The 22,140-nt window shown below is 28.8% G+C and carries 16 protein-coding genes and 2 pseudogenes; 3 read left to right on the plus strand and 15 right to left on the minus strand.

What is annotated here, in order from left to right; genetic code table 11:
- Window positions 1–107 precede the first annotated feature (107 nt).
- Window positions 108–458: a transcriptional regulator gene (locus tag DIC82_00420; GenBank protein ID AWK49646.1), complete on the minus strand. Its 351-nt coding sequence runs from the start codon at window positions 456–458 to the stop codon at window positions 108–110.
- Between DIC82_00420 and DIC82_00425 the strand changes: the two are divergent.
- Window positions 448–669 (plus strand): annotated as a pseudogene (locus DIC82_00425) (pyridoxamine 5-phosphate oxidase). The gene DIC82_00420 and the pseudogene DIC82_00425 overlap by 11 nt on opposite strands.
- Before the next feature lie 122 nt (window positions 670–791).
- On the opposite strand, the gene DIC82_00430 reads toward DIC82_00425, so the two are convergent.
- From DIC82_00430 to DIC82_00440, 3 genes are all read right to left on the minus strand, one after another.
- Complete coding sequence (locus tag DIC82_00430) at window positions 792–2,495, minus strand: ferredoxin (GenBank protein ID AWK49647.1); 1,704 nt, start codon at window positions 2,493–2,495, stop codon at window positions 792–794.
- A gap of 205 nt (window positions 2,496–2,700) precedes the next feature.
- A complete protein-coding gene (locus DIC82_00435; GenBank protein AWK49648.1) occupies window positions 2,701–4,581 on the minus strand; it encodes an NADH-quinone oxidoreductase subunit NuoF in 1,881 nt (626 codons plus the stop codon).
- Window positions 4,571–5,059, minus strand: coding sequence for an NAD(P)H-dependent oxidoreductase subunit E (locus tag DIC82_00440; GenBank protein AWK49649.1), 489 nt, complete (start codon window positions 5,057–5,059; stop codon window positions 4,571–4,573). The genes DIC82_00435 and DIC82_00440 overlap by 11 nt, the downstream gene beginning before the upstream one ends.
- A 708-nt stretch (window positions 5,060–5,767) precedes the next feature.
- On the opposite strand from DIC82_00440, the gene alr reads away from it, so the two are divergent.
- Entirely contained in the window at window positions 5,768–6,928 is a 1,161-nt protein-coding gene (alr, locus tag DIC82_00445; protein ID AWK49650.1) for an alanine racemase, read from the plus strand.
- A gap of 81 nt (window positions 6,929–7,009) precedes the next feature.
- On the opposite strand, the gene DIC82_00450 is transcribed toward alr, so the two are convergent.
- The 7 genes from DIC82_00450 to DIC82_00480 form a co-directional block, all read right to left on the minus strand.
- Window positions 7,010–7,963 (minus strand): hypothetical protein, encoded by a 954-nt coding sequence (locus tag DIC82_00450; GenBank protein AWK49651.1) that lies wholly within the window; start codon window positions 7,961–7,963, stop codon window positions 7,010–7,012.
- A 287-nt stretch (window positions 7,964–8,250) separates the two neighbouring features.
- The gene (locus tag DIC82_00455; GenBank protein AWK49652.1) at window positions 8,251–9,438 is read right to left on the minus strand and encodes an RlmI/RlmK family 23S rRNA methyltransferase; all 1,188 of its coding nucleotides are present in this window, start codon (window positions 9,436–9,438) and stop codon (window positions 8,251–8,253) included.
- A gap of 174 nt (window positions 9,439–9,612) precedes the next feature.
- Entirely contained in the window at window positions 9,613–10,788 is a 1,176-nt protein-coding gene (locus DIC82_00460; GenBank protein ID AWK49653.1) for a methyltransferase type 11, read from the minus strand.
- A 167-nt stretch (window positions 10,789–10,955) separates the two neighbouring features.
- Window positions 10,956–11,741, minus strand: coding sequence for a hypothetical protein (locus DIC82_00465; GenBank protein ID AWK49654.1), 786 nt, complete (start codon window positions 11,739–11,741; stop codon window positions 10,956–10,958).
- Between the two features lie 4 nt (window positions 11,742–11,745).
- A complete protein-coding gene (locus DIC82_00470; GenBank protein ID AWK49655.1) occupies window positions 11,746–12,711 on the minus strand; it encodes a hypothetical protein in 966 nt (321 codons plus the stop codon).
- The gene (locus tag DIC82_00475) at window positions 12,668–13,888 is read right to left on the minus strand and encodes a hypothetical protein (GenBank protein AWK49656.1); all 1,221 of its coding nucleotides are present in this window, start codon (window positions 13,886–13,888) and stop codon (window positions 12,668–12,670) included. Before DIC82_00475 ends, DIC82_00470 begins: the two co-directional genes overlap by 44 nt.
- 169 nt (window positions 13,889–14,057) lie before the next feature.
- Window positions 14,058–15,233, minus strand: coding sequence for a capsular biosynthesis protein (locus DIC82_00480; GenBank protein ID AWK49657.1), 1,176 nt, complete (start codon window positions 15,231–15,233; stop codon window positions 14,058–14,060).
- A gap of 323 nt (window positions 15,234–15,556) precedes the next feature.
- On the opposite strand from DIC82_00480, the gene DIC82_00485 reads away from it, so the two are divergent.
- On the plus strand, window positions 15,557–16,657 hold the full coding sequence (locus DIC82_00485) for an IS4 family transposase (protein ID AWK49658.1): 1,101 nt from the start codon (window positions 15,557–15,559) through the stop codon (window positions 16,655–16,657).
- 254 nt (window positions 16,658–16,911) lie between these two features.
- Here DIC82_00485 and DIC82_00490 read toward each other — a convergent pair whose 3' ends face one another.
- From DIC82_00490 to pulA, 4 genes and pseudogenes are all read right to left on the minus strand, one after another.
- On the minus strand, window positions 16,912–18,627 hold the full coding sequence (locus tag DIC82_00490; GenBank protein ID AWK49659.1) for a ribonuclease J: 1,716 nt from the start codon (window positions 18,625–18,627) through the stop codon (window positions 16,912–16,914).
- 302 nt (window positions 18,628–18,929) lie between these two features.
- Window positions 18,930–19,022: pseudogene (locus tag DIC82_00495) on the minus strand (AraC family transcriptional regulator).
- 2 nt (window positions 19,023–19,024) lie between these two features.
- Window positions 19,025–19,795, minus strand: coding sequence for a DUF4931 domain-containing protein (locus DIC82_00500; protein ID AWK49660.1), 771 nt, complete (start codon window positions 19,793–19,795; stop codon window positions 19,025–19,027).
- A 28-nt stretch (window positions 19,796–19,823) separates the two neighbouring features.
- A complete protein-coding gene (pulA, locus tag DIC82_00505; protein AWK49661.1) occupies window positions 19,824–21,797 on the minus strand; it encodes a type I pullulanase in 1,974 nt (657 codons plus the stop codon).
- Window positions 21,798–22,140 lie beyond the last annotated feature (343 nt).

Genomic DNA, 22,140 nt, shown 5'->3' on the forward strand with positions numbered 1-22,140 from the left:
CACTAAGGCATATTGCAACAAATAAAAATGACTGCGTAACCTTAATATTTTATTTTTTTCTAATGTCCTTATACTATAATATTTTATGCCTTCTAGAATCTAATTCCCTATTTTTGAGTAACTTCTGCTATTTTCATATACTCAATATATTTTTCTCCCCAAACTGAAATACTATCTAATACAATTTGAAATTCTTTACCGATGTCTGTTAGCGAATATTCTACTTTAGGAGGCACTTGTGGAAAAACATAACGTTTTACTAGACCATGTCCTTCTAAACTACGAAGTTGCTTTGTTAGTGTTGATTGAGTTAAATCTGGTAACAATCTTTGCAGTTCTCCAAAACGAAGAGTTCCCAAACTTAAATTATGTAAAATCATCACTGCCCATTTTCCTGAAATAACTTTTTGTGCCGTTGCAAACGGACATTTTCCAAATAAATCATATTTATCTTCCATAACATCACCTAAAGGAGAATGGATTCGTTTAAGTGGAACTGCCGTTATGGATTCTCGTCATGAGACTAAAGAGGCTATGCTTAATGCGATTCCAAATCTAAAGAATATGTATACTTCTGATGATGATGTCTTTGAGGTATTTTATCTTACTGATGCTATTGCCGTATTTAATTCTTTTGGCAGTGCTGAGCCTAAAACAATTCAACTATAATATTACTTTCTAACGTGAATAAAGAAAACTACACTTAAGTTTGTTAAAGTGTAGTTTTTCTTTATTTTAATTTACCTTACAAAATATAGCCCATATTTAATTTACTGCTTTTAATAATATTTCTATTCTTCCTTATGAGCATAATGAACATGTAATAATTCTTTTTCTCGATCTTTCAATAATCCATTATATAAAGACATAATCATAGGATTTTCTTGACTTCGTTTAAGTTGTGTAATCTTATCAGCTTTATATAAACCTTTTGCTCTTTCTTTATTCGCTTCTCTTAAACCAAACGGTTGTCCTGCTCCAGATACACAGCCACCAGGACAAGCCATAACCTCTACAAAATCAAAATGTTCCTCACCACTTTTAATTTTCTCAATCAATATTTCTGCATGACCAAGTCCACTGACAACTCCGATGCGAAGGGTTATATCCCCCACTGGTAATTCAAATGCTTTTACACCTTCCATACCACGAACACCAATGAACTCTATCTCCTTTAAAGCCTTTGCCGTTTTATTTTCAACAACCCCACGAATGACAGCCTCTGTTACGCCACCTGTAACGCCAAATATTACACCTGCACCTGAATGTAGAGAGAATGGCATATCTGAAGATTCTGCTTCCAATTCATCAAACTTAATACCAATTTCCTTAATCATGGCGCACAATTCTGTTGTAGTAATTACATAATCAATATCACTTATACCATCTCTAACAAATTCCTCTCTAGCTGCTTCTGCTTTCTTAGCCGTACATGGCATAACAGCAACAGATATTAGTTCTCTATCATCTGAAACATCCTTATCCTTGAAATGTTCCTTAATGACAGCTCCAAACATTTGCATTGGAGATTTACAAGTTGAAATGTTTGGCATCAATTCTGGATGTTTTGTTTCTGCATATCGAATCCACCCTGGACAACATGAAGTAAACAAAGGAAGATTGTTATCTCCTGCTTCTAATTTTTCTAAAAATTCCTTAGTTTCTTCAATAATTGTTAAATCAGCAGTTAAAGAAGTATCATAAATATCATCGAATCCTAACCTTCTCATAGCTGCAGCAATTTTGCCCATTACATTTTCACCTGGTTTCATACCAAATTCTTCACCCAAGGCTACACGTACTGCTGGTGCAACTTGTGCTACAACTCTTTGTTTTGGATTATACAAAGCTTTCCAAATATTCTTGAGATCACTTTTTATAATTATTGCACCTGTAGGACATACAGTCGCACATTGTCCGCAGTTTACACAGTCTGTTTCTCCCAAAGATTTCCCAAATGCAGGACTTACAATCATATTAGCCCCTCTGTATGCAAAATCGATTGCACCTACATTTTGTACTTCATTACACATTCTTACGCAATCACCACATAGAATGCATTTACTAGGATCACGAACAATTGACTTAGATGACGTATCTATGCTTACTTTGCTACTTGTGTTTTTAAATCGTATATCTTTCAATCCGAATCTCAATGCTAACTTTTGAAGTGTACATTTACCATTCTTCTCACATATTGTACAATCTCTGCAATGTGCTGCCAACAACAATTCTAAAATCATCTTACGATGTTGATGAAGTTTTGGTGTATTTGTCTTAATTGACATCTTATCTCTAGGTGGTGTAGAGCAAGAAGCTATAATACCTCCTCTTTCATCCTCTACAACACACATTCTACAAGCGCCATAAATGGATAAATCTGAATAATAACAAAAGGTAGGTAAGTCTATACCTGCTTTTCTTACTAAATCCAAAATATTTTTTTCATTATCAAATTCTACCCTGTTGTCATCAATTATCATATATTTTGACATGGTTTTATATCACCCTTTCAGTATTTCATAATATTTTTTCTTAATTAGGTACATGAGAGAAAATAGCAAGTCCAAAATGCCATGCATATTTTTCATCAGGCAAGGAGGTGGATTGTGCTCATAGCGAACCTATTAGTACAATCTGCCGACGAAGGATGATGGAAAATAGGCTAGCAGATGGACTTGTTATTTTTTTGATTGTGCCTTAAATAAGTTCAATTGCCTTAAATGCGCAGCCATCCATACAAGCACCACATTTAATACATTTTGCTTTATCAATTGTATAAGGTTTCTTTATTTCTCCTGAAATAGCTTGTACCGGGCACATTCTCGCGCATTTTGAACAACCTTTACACTTATCCTTGTCGATTTCATAAGACATTAAAGCTTTACATGTGCCTGCTGGACACTTTTTATCTACAACATGGGCGATATATTCATTTCTAAAATATTTTAAAGTACTTATAACTGGAAACGCAGCAGTTTTTCCAAGTCCACAAAGAGCAGTAGCAGAAATTGTTTCAGACAACTCTTCTAACATATCTATATGTTCTAATGTACCTCTGCCTTCTACTATGTCATTGAGTAATTCTAGCATTCTCTTTGTACCTTCTCTACATGGTATGCATTTACCACAAGATTCATTTTGAGTAAAATTCATAAAGAAACGTGCCATTTCCACCATGCAGTTTTTGTCATTCATAACAACTAAACCACCACTACCAATCATAGCACCAACCTTCTTTAAAGAATCAAAATCCATAGTCAAATCTAGATGACCTTCATGAAGACAAAGACATCCTCCAGACGGTCCACCGATTTGAACGGCTTTGAAGTTTCCATCTTTAATTCCGCCACCAATATCAAAAATTACTTTTCTTAATGTTGTTCCCATAGGTACTTCTATAAGTCCTGTATTATTTACATTACCAGTAAGTGCAAATGCTTTGGTTCCATAGTTTTTTTCTGTTCCCATAGTCTTATACCACTGTGCACCTTTATTGATAATTGGTGGAACATTACAAAATGTTTCAACATTATTTAATACTGTTGGTTTACCGAACAAACCTTTTTCTACAGTTCTTGGTGGCTTAACCCTAGGCATACCGCGATTTCCCTCTATAGATGCTGTTAATGCACTACCTTCACCACATACAAAAGCTCCCGCTCCTTGACTTATATGAAGATCAAAATCAAAACCTGAATTTAATATATTTTTTCCCAAAAGTCCCTTCTCCATAGCTTGTTCTATAGCTATTTTTAACCTTTCAACTGCTAGGGGATATTCAGCACGAACATAGATATATCCATGGTGTGCCTTAGTCGCAATACCTGCAATAATCATACCTTCAATTACTCTATGTGGATCTCCTTCCATCATACTTCTATCCATAAATGCACCCGGATCACCCTCATCACCGTTACATATTATATATTTTTCGGTTTCTGCTTGTTTTAATACTTGTGCCCATTTTGTTCCAGTGTGGAATCCTCCGCCACCTCTTCCTCTTAAATATGCTTCTGATATTTCATTTACAATATCTTCTGATGTCATATCAAAAAGTGCCTTAGCAACAGCATTATAACCATTTTCCGCCAAGTATTCTTCAATAGATTCTGCATTAATTTGCCCACAATGTTGTAACGCTACACGTGTCTGTTTTTCGTAAAATGGAATTTCTTCCTGTTTACTATAGCTTTGATTTTCATCTTTATAAATCAAACGCTCTACCACTTCATCTCCAATAATACTTTTTTCAACAATTTCTTCACAATCTGTAACCTTAACTTTTATATATAACCAACCAATAGGATCAATTCTTAGTAAAGGACCCATCTCGCAAAAACCATGACATCCGCTCTTCTTCAAACCAATCGTTTGATCATGAGGTTCTTCTTGTAGTACCACTGTAAGTTTAAGTCCTCTTTCTTTAATTATTTCTTGGAGTCTTTTATAAATATCTAAAGAGCCACCTGCTACACAGCCAGTTCCTGCACATACTAATATTTGCTTATATTGGCTACTTAGAGATGCTTTGTTTAGTGCTTTCACTGCATTAAGTTCGTCTCTTGTGTTAATTCTCATTAGCTATCTCCTCCTTTAACTGATTAATTAAATCGTTTGCTTTTGCTGGTGTCATTGCTGGATGTACTTTATCATTTACGGTACAAACTGGAGCTAGCCCACATGCACCTAAACAAGATACTGTTTCTACTGTAAAAATCATATCATCAGTTGTAACTTTAGTTTCAGAAAGCCCTAGTTTATTTCTAAATTCATTCAAAATGGGGATAGACTTTCTTACATGACAAGCAGTTCCATCACAAATCTTTATTACATATTTTCCTTTTGGTTCTAAAGAAAAGTTTTCATAAAAAGTAGCTATACCATATACTTTAGCTTCACTAATACCAAGTTTATCAGCAATATAAGCTAGTACATTTTGTGGCAAATACCTATATTCTTTTTGAACCTCCTGCATAATAGTAATAATTAATGTCTTGTTGTAATCATATGAAACTAAAATATTATCTAATTTTTTTATTTCATCTTGACTTAGCATGATTATTCACCTTCCTATATTACATAATTGTTTTTCTTGCCCACAATATATCAAGGCTCTCCAGAGCCAAGATTTCTAAATTATCCTAATTTTAATTTATCTTTTAACCATATAATGATAATAGAAACTACATTATATCAATCGCTCTATCTATTTTTCAGTTTTTTTAGAAAATTCCAACAATTATTCTATATTATTTATTCTATAAAAAATCAATTCTTCCTTTAATTTTTAAAAATTAATATCTATTACATGTTTCTCACTTTTAGAATAAATTTTTTTAAATAGCATTTATAAAAATATCACATATGATGTCAATTATATTTACTTATATTTCTTAAAATTTATGAACTGTAACATTACTAATCTGTATTATTAATTCATCATTTATTGTCAAAGGGGTGCCTAAATGGCATTAACTGTGCATTGTTAATTAGAATATAGAACCACAATATATATAAATTCAAACATTAGTGGCTCTTTATACATTTTAATAACTTTATTACAATGTATAATATATTGTAATAACTTTTTACTATATAAGGCACAATCAAAAAAATATTAATGGCAACTTTTGACTTGTTATTTATTTTCATGTTCCTAAAATTGTTTTAATAATAAAGAATTGTGCATAATACTTATATTAGTGTAGAATTATTGAGATAACACTCAAATCTTAATTGAAATAATAATTGTGAGGCGTAAAAAATGGAGAAATTACTTAGACCTGTATATGCAGAAATAGATTTAGATGCAATAGCTTATAATATGAAAAATATAAAAAGTTTAGTTAAAGATAAAGATGTAATTGCAGTGGTTAAAGCTGATTGCTATGGCCACGGATCATTAGATGTAGTTCCAACATTGCTTGAAAATGGCGCTTCAAGACTTGCTGTAGCAGTCTTAACTGAAGGAATTGAACTTAGAAATAATTCTATTGAAGCTCCATTAATGATACTTGGCTATACGCCATTATATTTAGGTGAAGAATTAATAAAATATGATTTAGAACAAACTGTTTATGACTTAGAATATGCAAAAGAATTATCACATATAGCTTTAAGTATTAATAGAAAAGCTAAAATTCATATTGCAATAGATACTGGGATGGGGAGAATAGGCTTTCTTCCAAATGAAAAATCTATTCAACATGTTTCTGAAATATGTTCTTTAGAAGGATTAGATGTACTGGGTATTTTCACTCATTTCTCAACGTCAGATGAAGAGGATAAGAAATATACTACTGAGCAATTAAAAAAGTTTACAGATTTCACTGCAAAGCTCTCATCTCTAGGAATAGAAATACCTTTAAAACATGTATCAAACAGTGGTGCAATTATGGACATGCCGGAAACTTATTTAGATGCTGTGCGAGCTGGAATTATACTTTATGGTTATTATCCATCAGATGAAGTTAATAAAAATAATCTATCTCTAAAACCAGCACTAACATTAAAAGCAAGTATAACTCGTGTTCAAGAAATGGATGAAGATATGTATATAAGTTATGGCAGAACTTTCAAGACTGAAAGAAAAAGCTTAATTGCAACCCTTCCTATAGGTTATGCAGACGGTTATTCTAGATTATTAGCTAAAGATGCTAAAGTAATTATAAATGGAAAGTTTGCTCCTGTTGTTGGAAGAATCTGCATGGATCAATGCATGATAGATGTAACAGACATTGGTGATGTAAAAGTTGGAGATGAAGTTATCCTTCTTGGAGAACAAGGAAATTTAAAATTCAATGCAGATGATATTGCGCAAATTGTAGGAACAATTAATTATGAAATACTTTGCATGCTTAAATATAGAATTCCTAGAGTGTATATTAAAAATGGTGAAGTTTTTAATGTACGAAATTATCTTTAGAAATATAGATATTATAGTGAGAACTAAAAAAAATGATGAGCTAATATTGAATTTAATATTAGCTCATCATTTTTATGATATTTAGTTATTTTTGTTTTTTTCCTTATTGTTATTCTTATTTTGTTGGCCTGAATCACTATTATTTTGTGAATTTGAATTGTTACCATTGTTTTGTTTTTCTGATTTAGCTATATTGCTTTTTTCTTTATCATTTATAGCAGTATTATCTTCTACTTTACTGTTTGAGTTGCTCTTTTCTTCTTTCACAGCATTTCCATTAGTAGTAGAAGCATTGTTAGCTTTTTCTTCAGTAATTTCATCTTCATTATTAGTTTCTGTATTTACATCACTTTCTGTATCTACATCACTTTCTGTATCTACATCACTTTCTGCATTTACATCAGTAGTTGTATTGCTGTCAGTAGTAGTTGTTGTTTCTTCACTCTTGTCCACTTTTCTTAATTCTTTAGCTTTCTTTTGAATTTCTTTTACAGAACTATCTTTATAATCTTCTACAGCTATTGTTGGATCTAAAGCCTGAAGCTTTTGAATAAGATTTAGCTTTCCAGGAGTTATTCCAAGCTCTCTTGCTTCATCTCTTCTTGCAAGAGCAACATTTTCTGTTTCTACTGTTGCTTCTATATCATTATCATTTAATGCTTCATCTGCAACTTCATTTAAAGATTCATCTAATTCTGCTGCCACATCTTCTTTATCTGTAGTTGTAGTAATTTCAATTGTAGATGTTCCATCTTCACTTATGTATCCTTCAGAAACTGCATTTGAAATTAACGTGTTAACCGCATCACCAATATCAGTATTTATTAAATCAGTGCCATCTAATACTTTTTCTCCATCTTCATTGTAGGCTTCAATAGAAACTACTTCATCAAAAGCATTCACACCTAATTCAACGCTTGGATTAATATCTACACTAACATATGCAACTGGAGTAGTTTCAGCATGTGCATACACACCTCCCCCTACACTTAAAACTGCACCTGCTAATAATACTGACGCTATTTTTCTTTTCATAATAATTCCTCCTATAATGTCATTTATTTTATCTGATTGTTCTTAAACTATGGCTTTAAAAAAAGTTTCAACCTTTTGCAAAAGTGAATTTTGTTTTTATATAATATAGTTCGTGACTTTGTTTTTAAATCTGACAATAAAAAATAAATTTTATATTTTTTTGAATTTAATTAAAGGCTTCAATATAGTTTTTATCATGAAATTTAAAGATAAACAAATAGCACCCAATCTTATATTGATTGAATGCTATTAAAATTTTTTATAATCTTTAAACTTTATGTTTTCTATTAAGACATTCTTACAAAAACAACTTTTAAATAATCTCCTTCTGGGAATTTATCAGTAACTGCAAAATCTTCAGGAAGAGTATGTTCTTCTAAAATTTCATAGTTCTTATCACATTCTTTAAATGCTTCATCTATAAACTTTTTAAATTTAATCATATTAAAAGTAGCACAATTTGTAGAAGCCACAATTATTCCTTGATCTTCAGTTATATATATTGCTGACTTAACCAAATCCTTATAATCTTTTGCTGCACTAAATCTATTATCTTTAGATGTTGCAAAACTTGGCGGATCAAGAATAACCACATCAAATTTTAATTCTTCTTTCTTCGCACGTTTGAAATAAAGGAAGATATCTTCGACGATTATGTCATGCTTTGTTGCATTAATATTATTTATAGTAAAGTTTTCAGTTGTTTTTTCTAAACTTCTGCTTGCTAAGTCAACACTTGTAGTAATGGCACCACCTTTTGCAGCTGCCATAGAAAATGCTCCTGTATAAGAGAAAGTATTTAGCACTCTCTTATTATTAGAATACTTATCTTTAATAGATTTTCTTACTTCTTTTTGATCTAAAAATACTCCAACCATTGCACCATCATTTAAATAAATTGCAAAATTAACGTTGTTTTCTTTAACTATAAGAGGGGCTGGTGCTTTCTTCCCACATACATAACTGTCTTCATCTAAAACCATACCATTTTCATCAAATCTCTTTTTTTCATATATACCATAAAAAGATACCAATGATTTTATAGCTTTAAGTATGCTATCTTTGAATTCATACATACCTTTGCTATACCAAGTTATAAGATAATATTCATCAAAATAGTCTATAGTAAGACCACCTATTCCATCACCTTCACCATTAAATACTCTAAATGCATTAGTATCTCTTGATTTATAAAATTTCATTCTTTTAGAAAATGCATTTCTAAGCTTATCATAAAAAAACTTATCATCTGGATTACTATTTTTACTGTTACTTAAAATCCAACCGCAACCTTTATTTTGCTTTCCATAATATCCTTTTCCTAAAAAAGCCTTTTTCTCATCTATAAGGGTTATAATTTGCCCTTCTTCTTTTAAAGCTTTTGTATTCTCCAAAGCTTCTTCTAGAATTAATGGATATCCTTTTTTATATTTATTAACAAATTCTTTTTTTACTGTAATTATTGTTTCTTTCATATATGTACCTTTCTAATTTAAAATTCTTATATTATTTTATATTTAAAGTAATTATATCATACATATATTCTTCTTATTCAAGCTTAAATTATATTTTTTATAAATATTACTGAAATAGCTAATATAATTTGATAAAAATACTTGCATACTAAACATATATAGCTTATTGTATTTTTATTTTCTGGCTTTAAACATACAGGTCTTTGTAGTTATTGATATATTCCCATTTTTTTTGATATAGCCTTCTAAATACTTTGTAAACTCTTTTTTCTTTTCTCCAACAAGTATTGAACTACCTTGGATTGTTGAAGCTTTATAAGAAACTACTGGCTTTGCATCGTTTACTATGATTTTTCCTTCTAATATTTCTACATCAACTTTATTAAAATATTTTTTAAGAATTACATCTCCATTTTCTAATTCAAACCTACATGAATAACCATTATTGTCAATTCCAAGACTAGAATCAAATTTTTCCGCAAGTTTATTTAATTCTGTCATAGTTTCACATGAATTAGCACTTACATAAAGTATTCCACCAGGAATTAAAACTCTCTTTATTTCACATAAAGCTTTTTCTATATCTGGCGCAAAATAAATCATATGCTCTGCAATTACAATATCAAAACTTTCATCTTCATATGGAATATTCTCAATATTTATCTCTTCATATTTAAAGTCATAATCTATGTCTTTTAATTTGTCCTTCGCAATCTTAAGCATGCTTTTTGAAAAATCTGATAAAGTAATATCTAAATTTTTATCTATACGTTCTTTATTCTTAAACCAAAGTTTTCCTGTTCCACATCCAAGTTCTAATATTTTTGCGTTCTTAGGAAAATTCATTTGATCAAAACACCAGTTATCAAAATCTACCTTATTTATATTATAACTATGGAGATTACTCCTAATGTTAAGATTCTTATCACTTTTATATTGTTCCCTAACTATACTTTCCATATTAGTTATCTTTATAATATCAATTAAATTATTAGCATCTAAAAAACCGTTTTTCTTTGCTGTATTTTTAGCTTTATTAAAAACATCTATAACAGCATCAATATGCTTTTTCTTTTCTTCTAAAGCCTTCTTTTGAATATTTATCATACTTTCCAAGTTTTCTCCACTCTCATGTAGAATATGGCTTATTTCATTTAATGATAAACCAATAAATTTTAAAGTCGTAATCTGTTGAAGTTTCAAGAAGTCATCTTCACAATAAATTCTATATCCAGATTCTGTTTTTTCACAAGGTTTAAGTAATCCGATTTTATCATAATGAAGTAATGTTTTTATCGTTACTCCTGATATTTTAGCAAATTCACCTATCTTCAAAATTATCCCTCCCATTAAACCAATTTTAATCCCTTCCCCTAGGGCAGGGTCAACACTTATTTTCAAAAATTCTATTTAAATAATAAAATAAACTTTATGTAATTAAATATTTTTATTACATAAAGTTTATTTTCTCACCTTGTATATGTTACTATCTTTATTCTTAAATGAATCTTATTTAGTTAATTCTTATTTTTTATTATAGCTTGTTCATAAATTATTACACATATCTTTATAGCTTTATCTAACTCAACTTTTTCTAATTTCTCTATTAGTAAATCAGCAATTAAATTTTCATACCTTTCTACTTTAGGAAGTTTTTCAAAATTTATTACATCTTCACAAAGTTTTATAATAGATTTAGTTCTATATGTAGTATCATTTAAATTAAATCTTTTTATATGCTTTTTTATAAATTCTTTTTCATTATCGTCATATTTATAATCATTGCTAGGTATAAATTCTTGATTAAGTACATCATACTGAATTCTTAATTCAATATTAGTATTAGAGTTTTTAACGCCAAAAGGCTGCAATATTATTTCAGAACCAACTCTACTTATATATTGTTTTCTTAATGTATTGTATTCATCACAAATACTTATACATGATTTTTCACAGCTTACCATTTTATTAAATTTACTAATTGTTCTTTTACTCAATTTTCTATCTTTTTCACCAACTCGTTTAAAAGATAGATTACACTTAGAACACGTTATTGAAATATTACTAATACATTCTTTCAATAAATCAGAATTAGCCTTTTCAATTGAATGTTCTAAATGACCAGAATTTTTTTCATCAATTAAAATTCTACTATAACAATACATACAATAACCTTTTGAAGTCTCTATAAGTAATTTTTTCAAATTTATACTTCCACGTTTATCCTCATATGCATAATGAACTTTACTATCATACTTTGGATTAAAATTAGGAATATCTAATAAAAGTATATTTTCACTCATAAAATCACCAGCTTTTTATTTGCGTTAATAATAACTTTTGTGCATTAGATAATCTATTTTCATTAATTAACTTCAACTTATGTTCTTCTATATCTGTCCATGCATTGCTAATTTTAAGATTAAGTAAGTTTCTTAATGTAAATTCAATATCATCAGCTTTATCATCAACTTTTATATCATATATTTCTGCAAATATTTCACGTACATCCGTTACACTTCTATAGTCATTACCATCTAAGCATTGATAATTATTATTCTTCAATGCTATTATATTAAACTCCTCTGAACTTGCTATTATGTCTGGAGAGTGTGTTGTAACTATAAAATTCATCTGTTTAAAATTTTTCTTTAAAAATGGTAACATCTTTTCCTCATTCTTTGATGATAAAAATTCATTAACTTCATCAATTACTACAATAGGATTTTTCATATCTTTTTCTAAAGAATCTTCAAAATAACATATTTCTAAAAGAATTCTTATTATTGCTTGAAATCCGCTTGATAATTTTTCAAACTCATTTCCAATTTTTAAAGAAGGTTTTTTACCTATAATAAGATTATTCTTCATTTCAATATCAAAATCTATATTAAGTAATTCCTTAAACAACGATTTTACTCTTTTATCATAATTAAAATAAATTTGTTCTATAGCTCCATTACCATCCCCGAATACATCAAAACTATCCTCTAAATTGAAATTTTTTTCATCATCTACTCTTCGTTCAACAACTTTTTTATAACTTCCTAATTCTAATCCTTTTAAAGAACTTACTTTAGTAAAATCAAAACTTCTATTTACAGAATCTATAAAATAATATCCTTCTTTTTTGTACTCAAATAAAGATTTTAATACTTCTGATTTACCACTACTATTGTCTCCTATTATTATTGTATTTTTATATTTGAGTTTATTATTAAGAATCTTATTACTTATTTCCTTCAACATATTTTGATAATTCTCTATAGACATAGTTAAACCTCTCTTTTACATTTACTTTACTTGCTGAATAACTTAAAGCTCCATCTTTAAACTCGTCACTCTTTAGTATTAAATTACAAATATCATCCTGTATTTTATATTCGCCATCTATATAAGTACTTGCTAGATATAAACTCTCTATTAATAAGTTAGGTATTCTTCCACTAAATTCAATTCTATTTATAAATTTTTCTATATTATTTTTGTACTTTAAAATAGTTGCCTCATTAAATTTGATGGCTTTATCTGAAAAATCATTAAGCAATTTAGGATACGATCCAAAATAATTATTTATTTTTATTTTTTTATCTTCTAATTTAAAGAAATATTCTACTGCTGAAAATCTTAGTAAAAGTTCAACATCTCTACTATGCTTATGCTTAGGACCATAAATATTCCTCCACTTCATATTAGTATTATTTATAGTGTGTAACATCTCATAAAATTCACATTGGTATATACCATCTCTTAATTCTTGATTAGTAAGTTTAGTTCCACCACTATTTAAATTTTCAAATACTTTATATAATATTCTATTTTTATGTTCTTCATCATCTACTTTTATTTCCACTACTGAAATTGTAGTAAAATCTACTGTCCTTTTTATTTCAATAGGAAGCGTTTTATAACTTATATCAATTGCTTTCTCTTTTTCAGAATTATCTTCAATATATTTATATTCATAAGTAACATTTTTTAACTTCCATAGTTTTTCAATCAAACTCAAGAAATCTGTTCCATCTTCTGTTAGACTTTCATCACATGTTATCTCCTGTAATTCAATTGATGTATTTGAGCTATTCTTTATATACTTGCCCTTATAATATAAAAATAAACTTATCATTCTTTGTTGCCCATCAAGTATCTCCATTTGTTTTTTTTCATTTCTTGATACATATATAGGAGGAATTGGTAACCCTCTTATTAAAGATACTGCTAAATTTTCAACTTGCTCTTGTAACCAAATAAATTTTCTTTGATACTTTGGTATTACATACAGCCCTTGATCTAATCCTTCCATTAATGTTATAAATGCCAAATCACTTTTATATTGAGTTATACTATTATTAGTTATTGAACTGTAGTCAAGCTTTTCTGCTTCCTTCTTATCTTCTTCTTCTATTTTGTTAAAAATAACTTCTGCATCTATAGTACTTATTTCTTGCATCGCCGTTCACCACCTATATAAATTATAATATATATAACTTATATTTTATAGACTTTAATTATATTTATTAACATTAAAATCTGAATTCATACATTATAAAGTTATATAATAAAAGCAGCAGGTAAAAATTTTAACCTACTGCTTTTATTATAAATTGAACAAGCTACTATTATAATAATTCTTTAATTACTTTAACTGTTTCTTTAGCTATATATTCTGCATCTTCTAAAGACAATGTAGTATATACAGGTAATGTGATTTCATTTTCATATTGGGCATAAGCATTTGGATAATCTTTAATATCATATCCAAGATTCTTATAAAGTGTTAGCATTGGAAGAGGTTTATAATGAACATTTGTTGCTATTCCCATTTCAGCTAACTTTTGAATAGCTGCATTTCTCTTTTCTTCATTAAATCCTTTAATTCTATAAAGATATAAATGATATGATGTTTCAGTTCCATTATCATCTTTAGTAACTGGAATTATTGAGAAGTCTTCTTTAGATAATATATCTGTGTATGTCTTGAATATTTGTCTTCTCTTTTCAAGCATTCCTTCATATCTCTTAAGCTGAACTAATCCAATTGCAGCACTAATATCTGTCATATTGCACTTAAGTCCATCGTTTATAATATCATATTCCCAAGCTCCTGCTTTAAGTTTACTTAACGCATCCTTTGATTGACCATGCATAGCAGTAAATCTCATATATTGAAGTAAATTTTCATGTCCTCTAAAATTATTATCATTAAAAGTGACTGCTCCACCTTCTCCTGTAGTTAAATTCTTAACTGCATGGAATGAAAATGAATGGAAGTCACATTGAGAACCAACAGGCTCTCCTTTGTATTTAGCTCCAAAAGCATGGGCTGAATCACAAAGAATTATAATATCTTCCCTATTTTTATCCTTTAAAACTTTCTTTAATGCATCATAATCAAATGGTACACCTGCAATATCTACTGGCATAATTACTTTAGTCTTATCTGTAATCTTTTCTGCAACCTTATCTATATCCATTTCAAAAGTATCTTTCTTAACATCTACATATATAGGTTTAATTCCCCTATGTACTGCAACACTTGAAGTTGCTGTATAAGTGTATGGAGTAGATATAATCTCATCGCCCTCTTTTATATCAAATACCTTAAGTACTAACTCCATTGCAGCTGTAGCACTATTTAATGCTAATGCTTTATTAACTTTTAAGTACTCTTCTATTTCTTCTTCAAACTTTGTAAGTTGTGGTCCTGAAGTGATCCATCCTGACCTTAACACATTAGCTACTGCCTCTATTTCTTCTTCTGTTATATCAGGTGGTGAAAATGGTATCTTTTTCATATAATTCAATCCTCTCTTCATTAACGCATATTTAAAAACAACAATTTTTTTATGCCTAAATATATAATTTTTTACTTTAACTTAGCATCATCCAAATAATTAAATAAAACTATATTACATTTTAACTTCCTTTTAACTCATTATAAACTCATCCCTTAGGTCAGAGTCAAGATAAATTTTAGTATAACTAAAAATAATAATAATTTAAATAAACAAAACCACCTTTTCTAGTTTTAGTGTTGCATAAAGCAACAATTTTCAATGAATAATTATTGAGTATCAAGGACAACCTTCAATTATAAGAATGGAGGTTGTTTTTGATTATGGATAAACTTGCAAATAGAAGTGTGTTTAGAAAATTAATTAAACTTATTGATGGGAATATTGGAAGAAAATTAAGAAAAGCGAATAATGAATATAAATACTCAAAGTGTTATACAGGTCGGGATCATATTCTAACAATGTTGTTTTTACAAATCTCCGGCTGTGATGGCTTAAGAGATATTAATGCTAAATATAAAAATTCATCGAAGATAAGTAAGGATTTCAACATGCCAAGTTATTCCCAAATATCTAGATTAAATAAGAGTAAGTCATCAGATTTATTTAGAAATGTTTTCGAAGAATTATTGGTAAAAGCTGATAAAGAAATGAATTCTTCAGTTAAAATAAAAAACTTTAAAGATATTAAAATAATAGATTCATCAGTAGTTAGTATAGGTAAGGGCTTAGCCCCTGAACTCTATTATGAAGATGAAAAATCTGCTATTAGAATTAGTACTCTTTTATCATTTGGAACTAAGTTACCTGATAAAATTAGCATCCGCCCTGCTAAAGTAGGAGAACGTAGTTGTATTGACGGCTATGTTAATTCGGATAAAAATATATATTTATTTGATAAGGGATATTTTAAGTACTCTTGGTATGATGAGATGAGTCATGATAATTATAAATTTATCACAAGACAACAAAGCAACTCTGTTACGGAGGAGTATTTATCCATTTATACTGGAGTAGATAATCTATATGATTATATTGTTACAATGGGGTCTGATTATAGTAAAAATAAAACTAAATATAAATATAGAGAGATTCTATATTTTACTAAGGACTCCGACGAAGAATTCCGTTTAGTTACTAACATATTCGATATGCCAGCTGAAGACATAGTATCTCTCTATAAAAAGCGTTGGGATATTGAGTTATTCTTTAAATGGATAAAACAACATCTGACCATTAAAAAATGGGTCGGAAGAACCCTTAACGCAATAACCATACAAATATATAGTGCCCTTATTATCTATATTTTATTACTTTTAATAAAATATAGATTTAAAAGTAATTTAAGCACTTTTGATGTACTCCGAAAGTTTCAGACTAATATATTAGAAAGATATGCTCTAAGGAATATTTTGTTACTGTGACTAATTATTAAAGTTAAAATTTTCTTGAAAAACCAAGGGGTATCTTTACAATATTTTATATACATAATATCACTTAAAAACATCTATATTACAATTTATAAAACTCCAACCAAATAAAATGTTATTGATTGGAGTTTCAAATATTATACTATAAATATTTTGTCTTTATGCAACATCAAAACCTTTTCTAGTGAATTTTTCGCAAAACAAACTTCTACTAGAAATAGGTGGCTTATTATTTTTAGAATTACTTATTATACTTCAACAATTACTGGTAAAATCATAGGTTTTCTCTTCATTTTTGTATAAACAAAATTATCTACTTCTCTTCTTATACTATTTTTTATTTCTGCCCATTGAGTTATATTATTTTCTAAACACTTTTCTACAATATTAATAACTACACTTCTAACTTCATCAATTAATTCTTCAGAATTTCTAACATATACAAAACCTCTTGAAACTATATCTGGTCCTGATGTTATAATTTTATTTCTTCTATCTATAGCTATAACTACTGTTATAATTCCATTTTCAGCCAAGTTTTTTCTATCTCTGAGTACCATACTACCAACATCACCAACACCCATGCCATCTATAAGCACTCTTCCAAAAGGCACTTTTCCTGTTACTGTACCTTTGTTTCTAGATAATTCAAAAACATCTCCAGTTCTTAAAATAAATGTATTAGATTTATCTACTCCCATACTTTGTGCAATTTTAACATGGTTACTTAAATGCTTATACTCACCATGAATAGGTATAAAAAACTTAGGCTTTAATAAAGCTTGAATCAATCTAAGCTCTTGTTCGCAAGCATGCCCTGAAACATGTATATCTTCTATTGCTTTATAAATTACATTAGCACCCTTCTCTATTAAATCATTTATTACATTTGATACTGCTTTTTCATTACCTGGTATCGGAGTTGCTGAGATAATGACCGTATCTCCGTCTTCTATTTGTATCTGTCTGTGAGTTGATGCAGCTATCCTTGTAAGTGCTGCCATTGATTCGCCTTGACTTCCAGTAGTAACAATAGTTATCTTATCATGCGGATAATTTTTAATTTCATCTAAGCTTATTATCATATCTTCTGGAATAAATAAATATCCAAGATTTATAGCAACTTCTGATATTTTCTCCATACTTCGACCACTAAAAGCAATCTTTCTATTATTTTTAATGGAAGAATTGCTAATTTGCTGTAACCTATGAACATTTGATGCAAATGTAGATACTATAACCCTACCGGTTGCTTTACTAAAAAGATTGTCTAATGTTTCACCTACTGTTTTTTCTGACATTGTAAAACCTTTATGAAGGCAATTAGTGCTTTCTGCCATTAAAAGCAATACACCTCTCTTACCCAACTCCGCATATCTTTGTAAATCCATAACTTTTTCATCAACTGGTGTAAAATCAACTTTAAAGTCCCCAGTGTGAACAATAACTCCTACAGGTGTATGTAATGCAATTGAACAGCTATCTGGTATACTATGATTATTTCTAATAAATTCAATATTAATTTCATTTAATTTTATTAACTCACCTGGTTCAATAATATTCAATGAACAATCATTAAGAATATTATGTTCTTTTAATTTAATTTCAATTAACCCAAGTGTAAGTTTTGTGCCATATATAGGAGCATTAATTTGTTTTAATACATATGGTAATGCACCTATATGATCTTCATGTCCATGGGTAATAAAAAAGCCCTTTACCTTATCTTTATTTTTTATTAAATATGTTACATCTGGAATTACAAGATCAATTCCATAAAGATCTTCATCTGGAAATGCCAAACCACAATCTATAACTACTATTTCATCCTTATATTCAAAGGCAGTAATATTCTTTCCTATTTCCTCAAGCCCACCTAATGGAATTATTTTTATTGGAATTGCTGGTGGTTTGATTTTTCTCTTTGGTTTAATTTTTTCAATTTGAATTTCATTATTATCCAATTTATCACCCCTTAATATTTGTACCCTAAATGAATACCTAGTCTGATGTTTATATATAATTTAATTATTTGCAAATAACCTTAAATATATAAGTGTTAATTAAAAATTTATTTAAATATATAAGTATTAATTGAAAATTCATTTAAATATATAACTTCAGTTATAATAAATAGGAGTAGTACAAAGATTGATATCATATACTAAAATGGCTTTTATCATCAATCTTAAGAAAAAGAAAAAAGGCATTGCTGCCTTTTGCGATTGATAAACAATATATGGTAGTACCAGGGCATCCATCCCTTTTACTTCTTAATAGGAATCCAAATCTCACATTTATAATCGTTTGAATATAAATCACCTTAAGGATAAACCTCAAGTTCTGGTGCACAATCATATACTATTGAAAATACATCGATTTTAATTTATCAACTATTTCTCTTTCACAACTTGATATTTGCTTTATTCCATACCCAAGAAACAATGGTGAGCTATGAAATCTTGGCATAGATTTACATATAATCTTTCCATTTAAATGATAAAAGAATATATTAAAGCTATCACATTTTACGAAATAATTGTTTAAGAGATAATGAACTATCTTTCTAAGGTTATTGGAAAGTTCATCAAGTGCATATAAATCATCATTAATAATTATATTAAACTCAGTAAATCCACTAAAAGGTCTATGAGATAAATTCACTAAACAATTATCGCTTTTATGAACTTCTATTCCTTCAAAATACTCATCTTTTATTTTTAATTTATAATCAATATCATCAAGTCCTACAATTTGCATGTGAGAATGCTTTAAACTCCCCCCAGAATTAGGTCCATGATTTTTATAAAATAGAACTGACTTATACTCTCCACTTTCTTCTATCTTTAACCAATGTTTAACACCAAACCTTATTAAGTCTTCCATATAGTCTGAAGAATATTGTCCCATATCATTATCGCAACTATATGTTTCTATAAGAACCAATTGATAGGTATCTTTTATTGTTGGATACTTATTTTTAAGTAATACAAAGGGTCCCTCTTCATCAATAATATCTGTAAGCTTCTCTCTATTACAAAAGGGACATTCTTTCATATTTATTTTTTTAAATTCATTTGGTTTATCTTTATTAATATCATTTAAAAATACTAAATATTTTTCTTTTTCCATTTATATCACCAAAAACCTTCCATTAAAATCATTTTTTAATTAAAACATATGCACACTTTGAAGGAACAGTTATATTATTACCTGCTATAGCATAAATTTCATCTACTCCAGCTCTTTCCTTATTAACAAGAACACTCCAGCCACATTGTCTTAAGTCTATGAATGCTTCTTCATCATTTGGATTTAATATTACTACTATAGTATTACATAAATTCTTTCCACTGTTATCTTCTATTTTATATGCAACAACGTTTTGTTTGTAAAAACTTTCTCCATACTCTAAGAATGTCAAGTTTTTTTTAATTTCCTCACTTGAATTCATTCTAAAAGCTTTGTATTTTTTTCTTAATTTAATTAATCCTCTATAATAATTAACAATATCTTTATACTCGTAAACTCTGCTCCATTCTAAATTATTTACTCTATCCGGAGCATTATAGCTATCATGATTAAAACTTCCATCATCATTTTTTTTAGTTCTTAAAAATTCTTCTCCAGCTTGAAAAAATGGTATTCCTTGAGATGTTAAAACTATAGCTGCTGCTAATTTATTCATATTCTTACGCTTTTCTAGAGATGAATCTTCATTTGACATATATAACTTATCCCATAATGTATAATTATCATGTGCCGAAATATAATTTATGCATTGATACGGTTCATTTGCCCATGCCCAGCGTGAATATAATACTTTATCATAATTAATGCCTTCTTTTCCAATGGCTCCAACTATGCAAAACTTAATACTTTCTTCAAGACCTGTCCTACCATTCACATAGCCTCTTTCCTTTATATTAAATACATGCCCTTTAACAGAATCTCTAGTATCATCGCTAAACGCTGCAATTTGCATTTTATCAAATTTCACTATGTTTTCTTTTATTGCTGAATCTTCTCCCCGAAGGGGTGTCCATCCACCAGCCCATCCCTCACCATACACAAGTATAGACGTATCAATTTTATCTAATTCCATTCTAATTTGTTTTATAGTTTCAATGTCATGAAGTCCCATTAAGTCAAATCTAAATCCATCTATATGATATTCTTTAGCCCAATAAATTACTGAATCAACAATAAGCTTTCTTACCATATATCTTTCTGAAGCTAATTCATTACCACATCCTGAACCATTTGAAAAATTACCATTAAAGTCTTGTCGATAATAATATCCAGGTACTGCTAAATTTAGATTTGAATCATAAGTTTTATATGTATGGTTATAAACCATATCCATAACAACTCGTATACCTGATTTATGAAGGCTTTTAACCATTTCCTTAAATTCATTAATCCTTTTTTCTCCACTAAAGGGATTGGTTGAGTAAGATCCTTCAGGTGAAAAATAATTTTTAGGATCATATCCCCAATTATATTGTGGCATATCAGGTCTACTTTCGTCAACAGTCTCATAGTCAAAAGAAGGGAGTAAATGAACATGTGTTACTCCTAAATAATTTAAATAATCAATGCCAGTTTTAGTATATTGCCCTGGAATACTAGTTCCATGTTCACAAAATGCAACAAACTTTCCTCTTCTCTCTAATTCAACTCCTGAATTTTCATTTATTGAAAAATCTCTTACATGAACTTCATATATTATAGCTCCCGTAGCACTAATTAATTCTGGTCTTTCATCTTTGTTAAAATCTATAGGATCGGTTTCTATAAGATTAATTACCATCCCTCTATTTCCGTTAACACCAAGTGCTTTAGCATAAGGATCTGTTACTTCTCTTTCATTTCCACTATTAGTGACTAAATAATTATAAAATTCACCCTTCAGATCTTTCTTAACTTCTAAATTCCAAGTTCCTTGCAAGCCCCTATTCATATCTAATATTTCTTCCGGAGCATTTGTATAGTTCTCCCCATTTTTCCCAAATAAAGCTAATCTCACATTATTTGCATTAGGTGCCCACAACACAAATTTGGTACTATCTTTAGAATATTCAATTCCTAGCTTGCCAGTATAATTATTATAATCATTATCTAATAAATTCATTATATTATTACCCCTTTGTTAGTTATATTAAACCTTTTGCTATAGATAACGAATATGACATAAAGCCTTATAAATTCTTCCCCTTCTGTTATCTATACATTATACCATTATTATTCCATAATTTCCCTTTAGCTATTCAATGTCTGTCTATAAATTTAAACTTTTCAAATATAATTTTTTCTTATTATTAACTTATGCACCATTAATCTTATTACTACCTACTCATATTTAAAATTACCTTCTAAAACTTTACATATATAATCTATAATTATATAAGAGTTTTAAATACTTTAAAATGCATATTATAAATTTATATAAATAAAAAAAATAATATTTTCTTTAT

Origin of the sequence: Clostridium beijerinckii (assembly GCA_003129525.1) — a bacterium.
Taxonomy (GTDB): Bacteria; Bacillota; Clostridia; order Clostridiales; family Clostridiaceae; genus Clostridium; species Clostridium beijerinckii_D.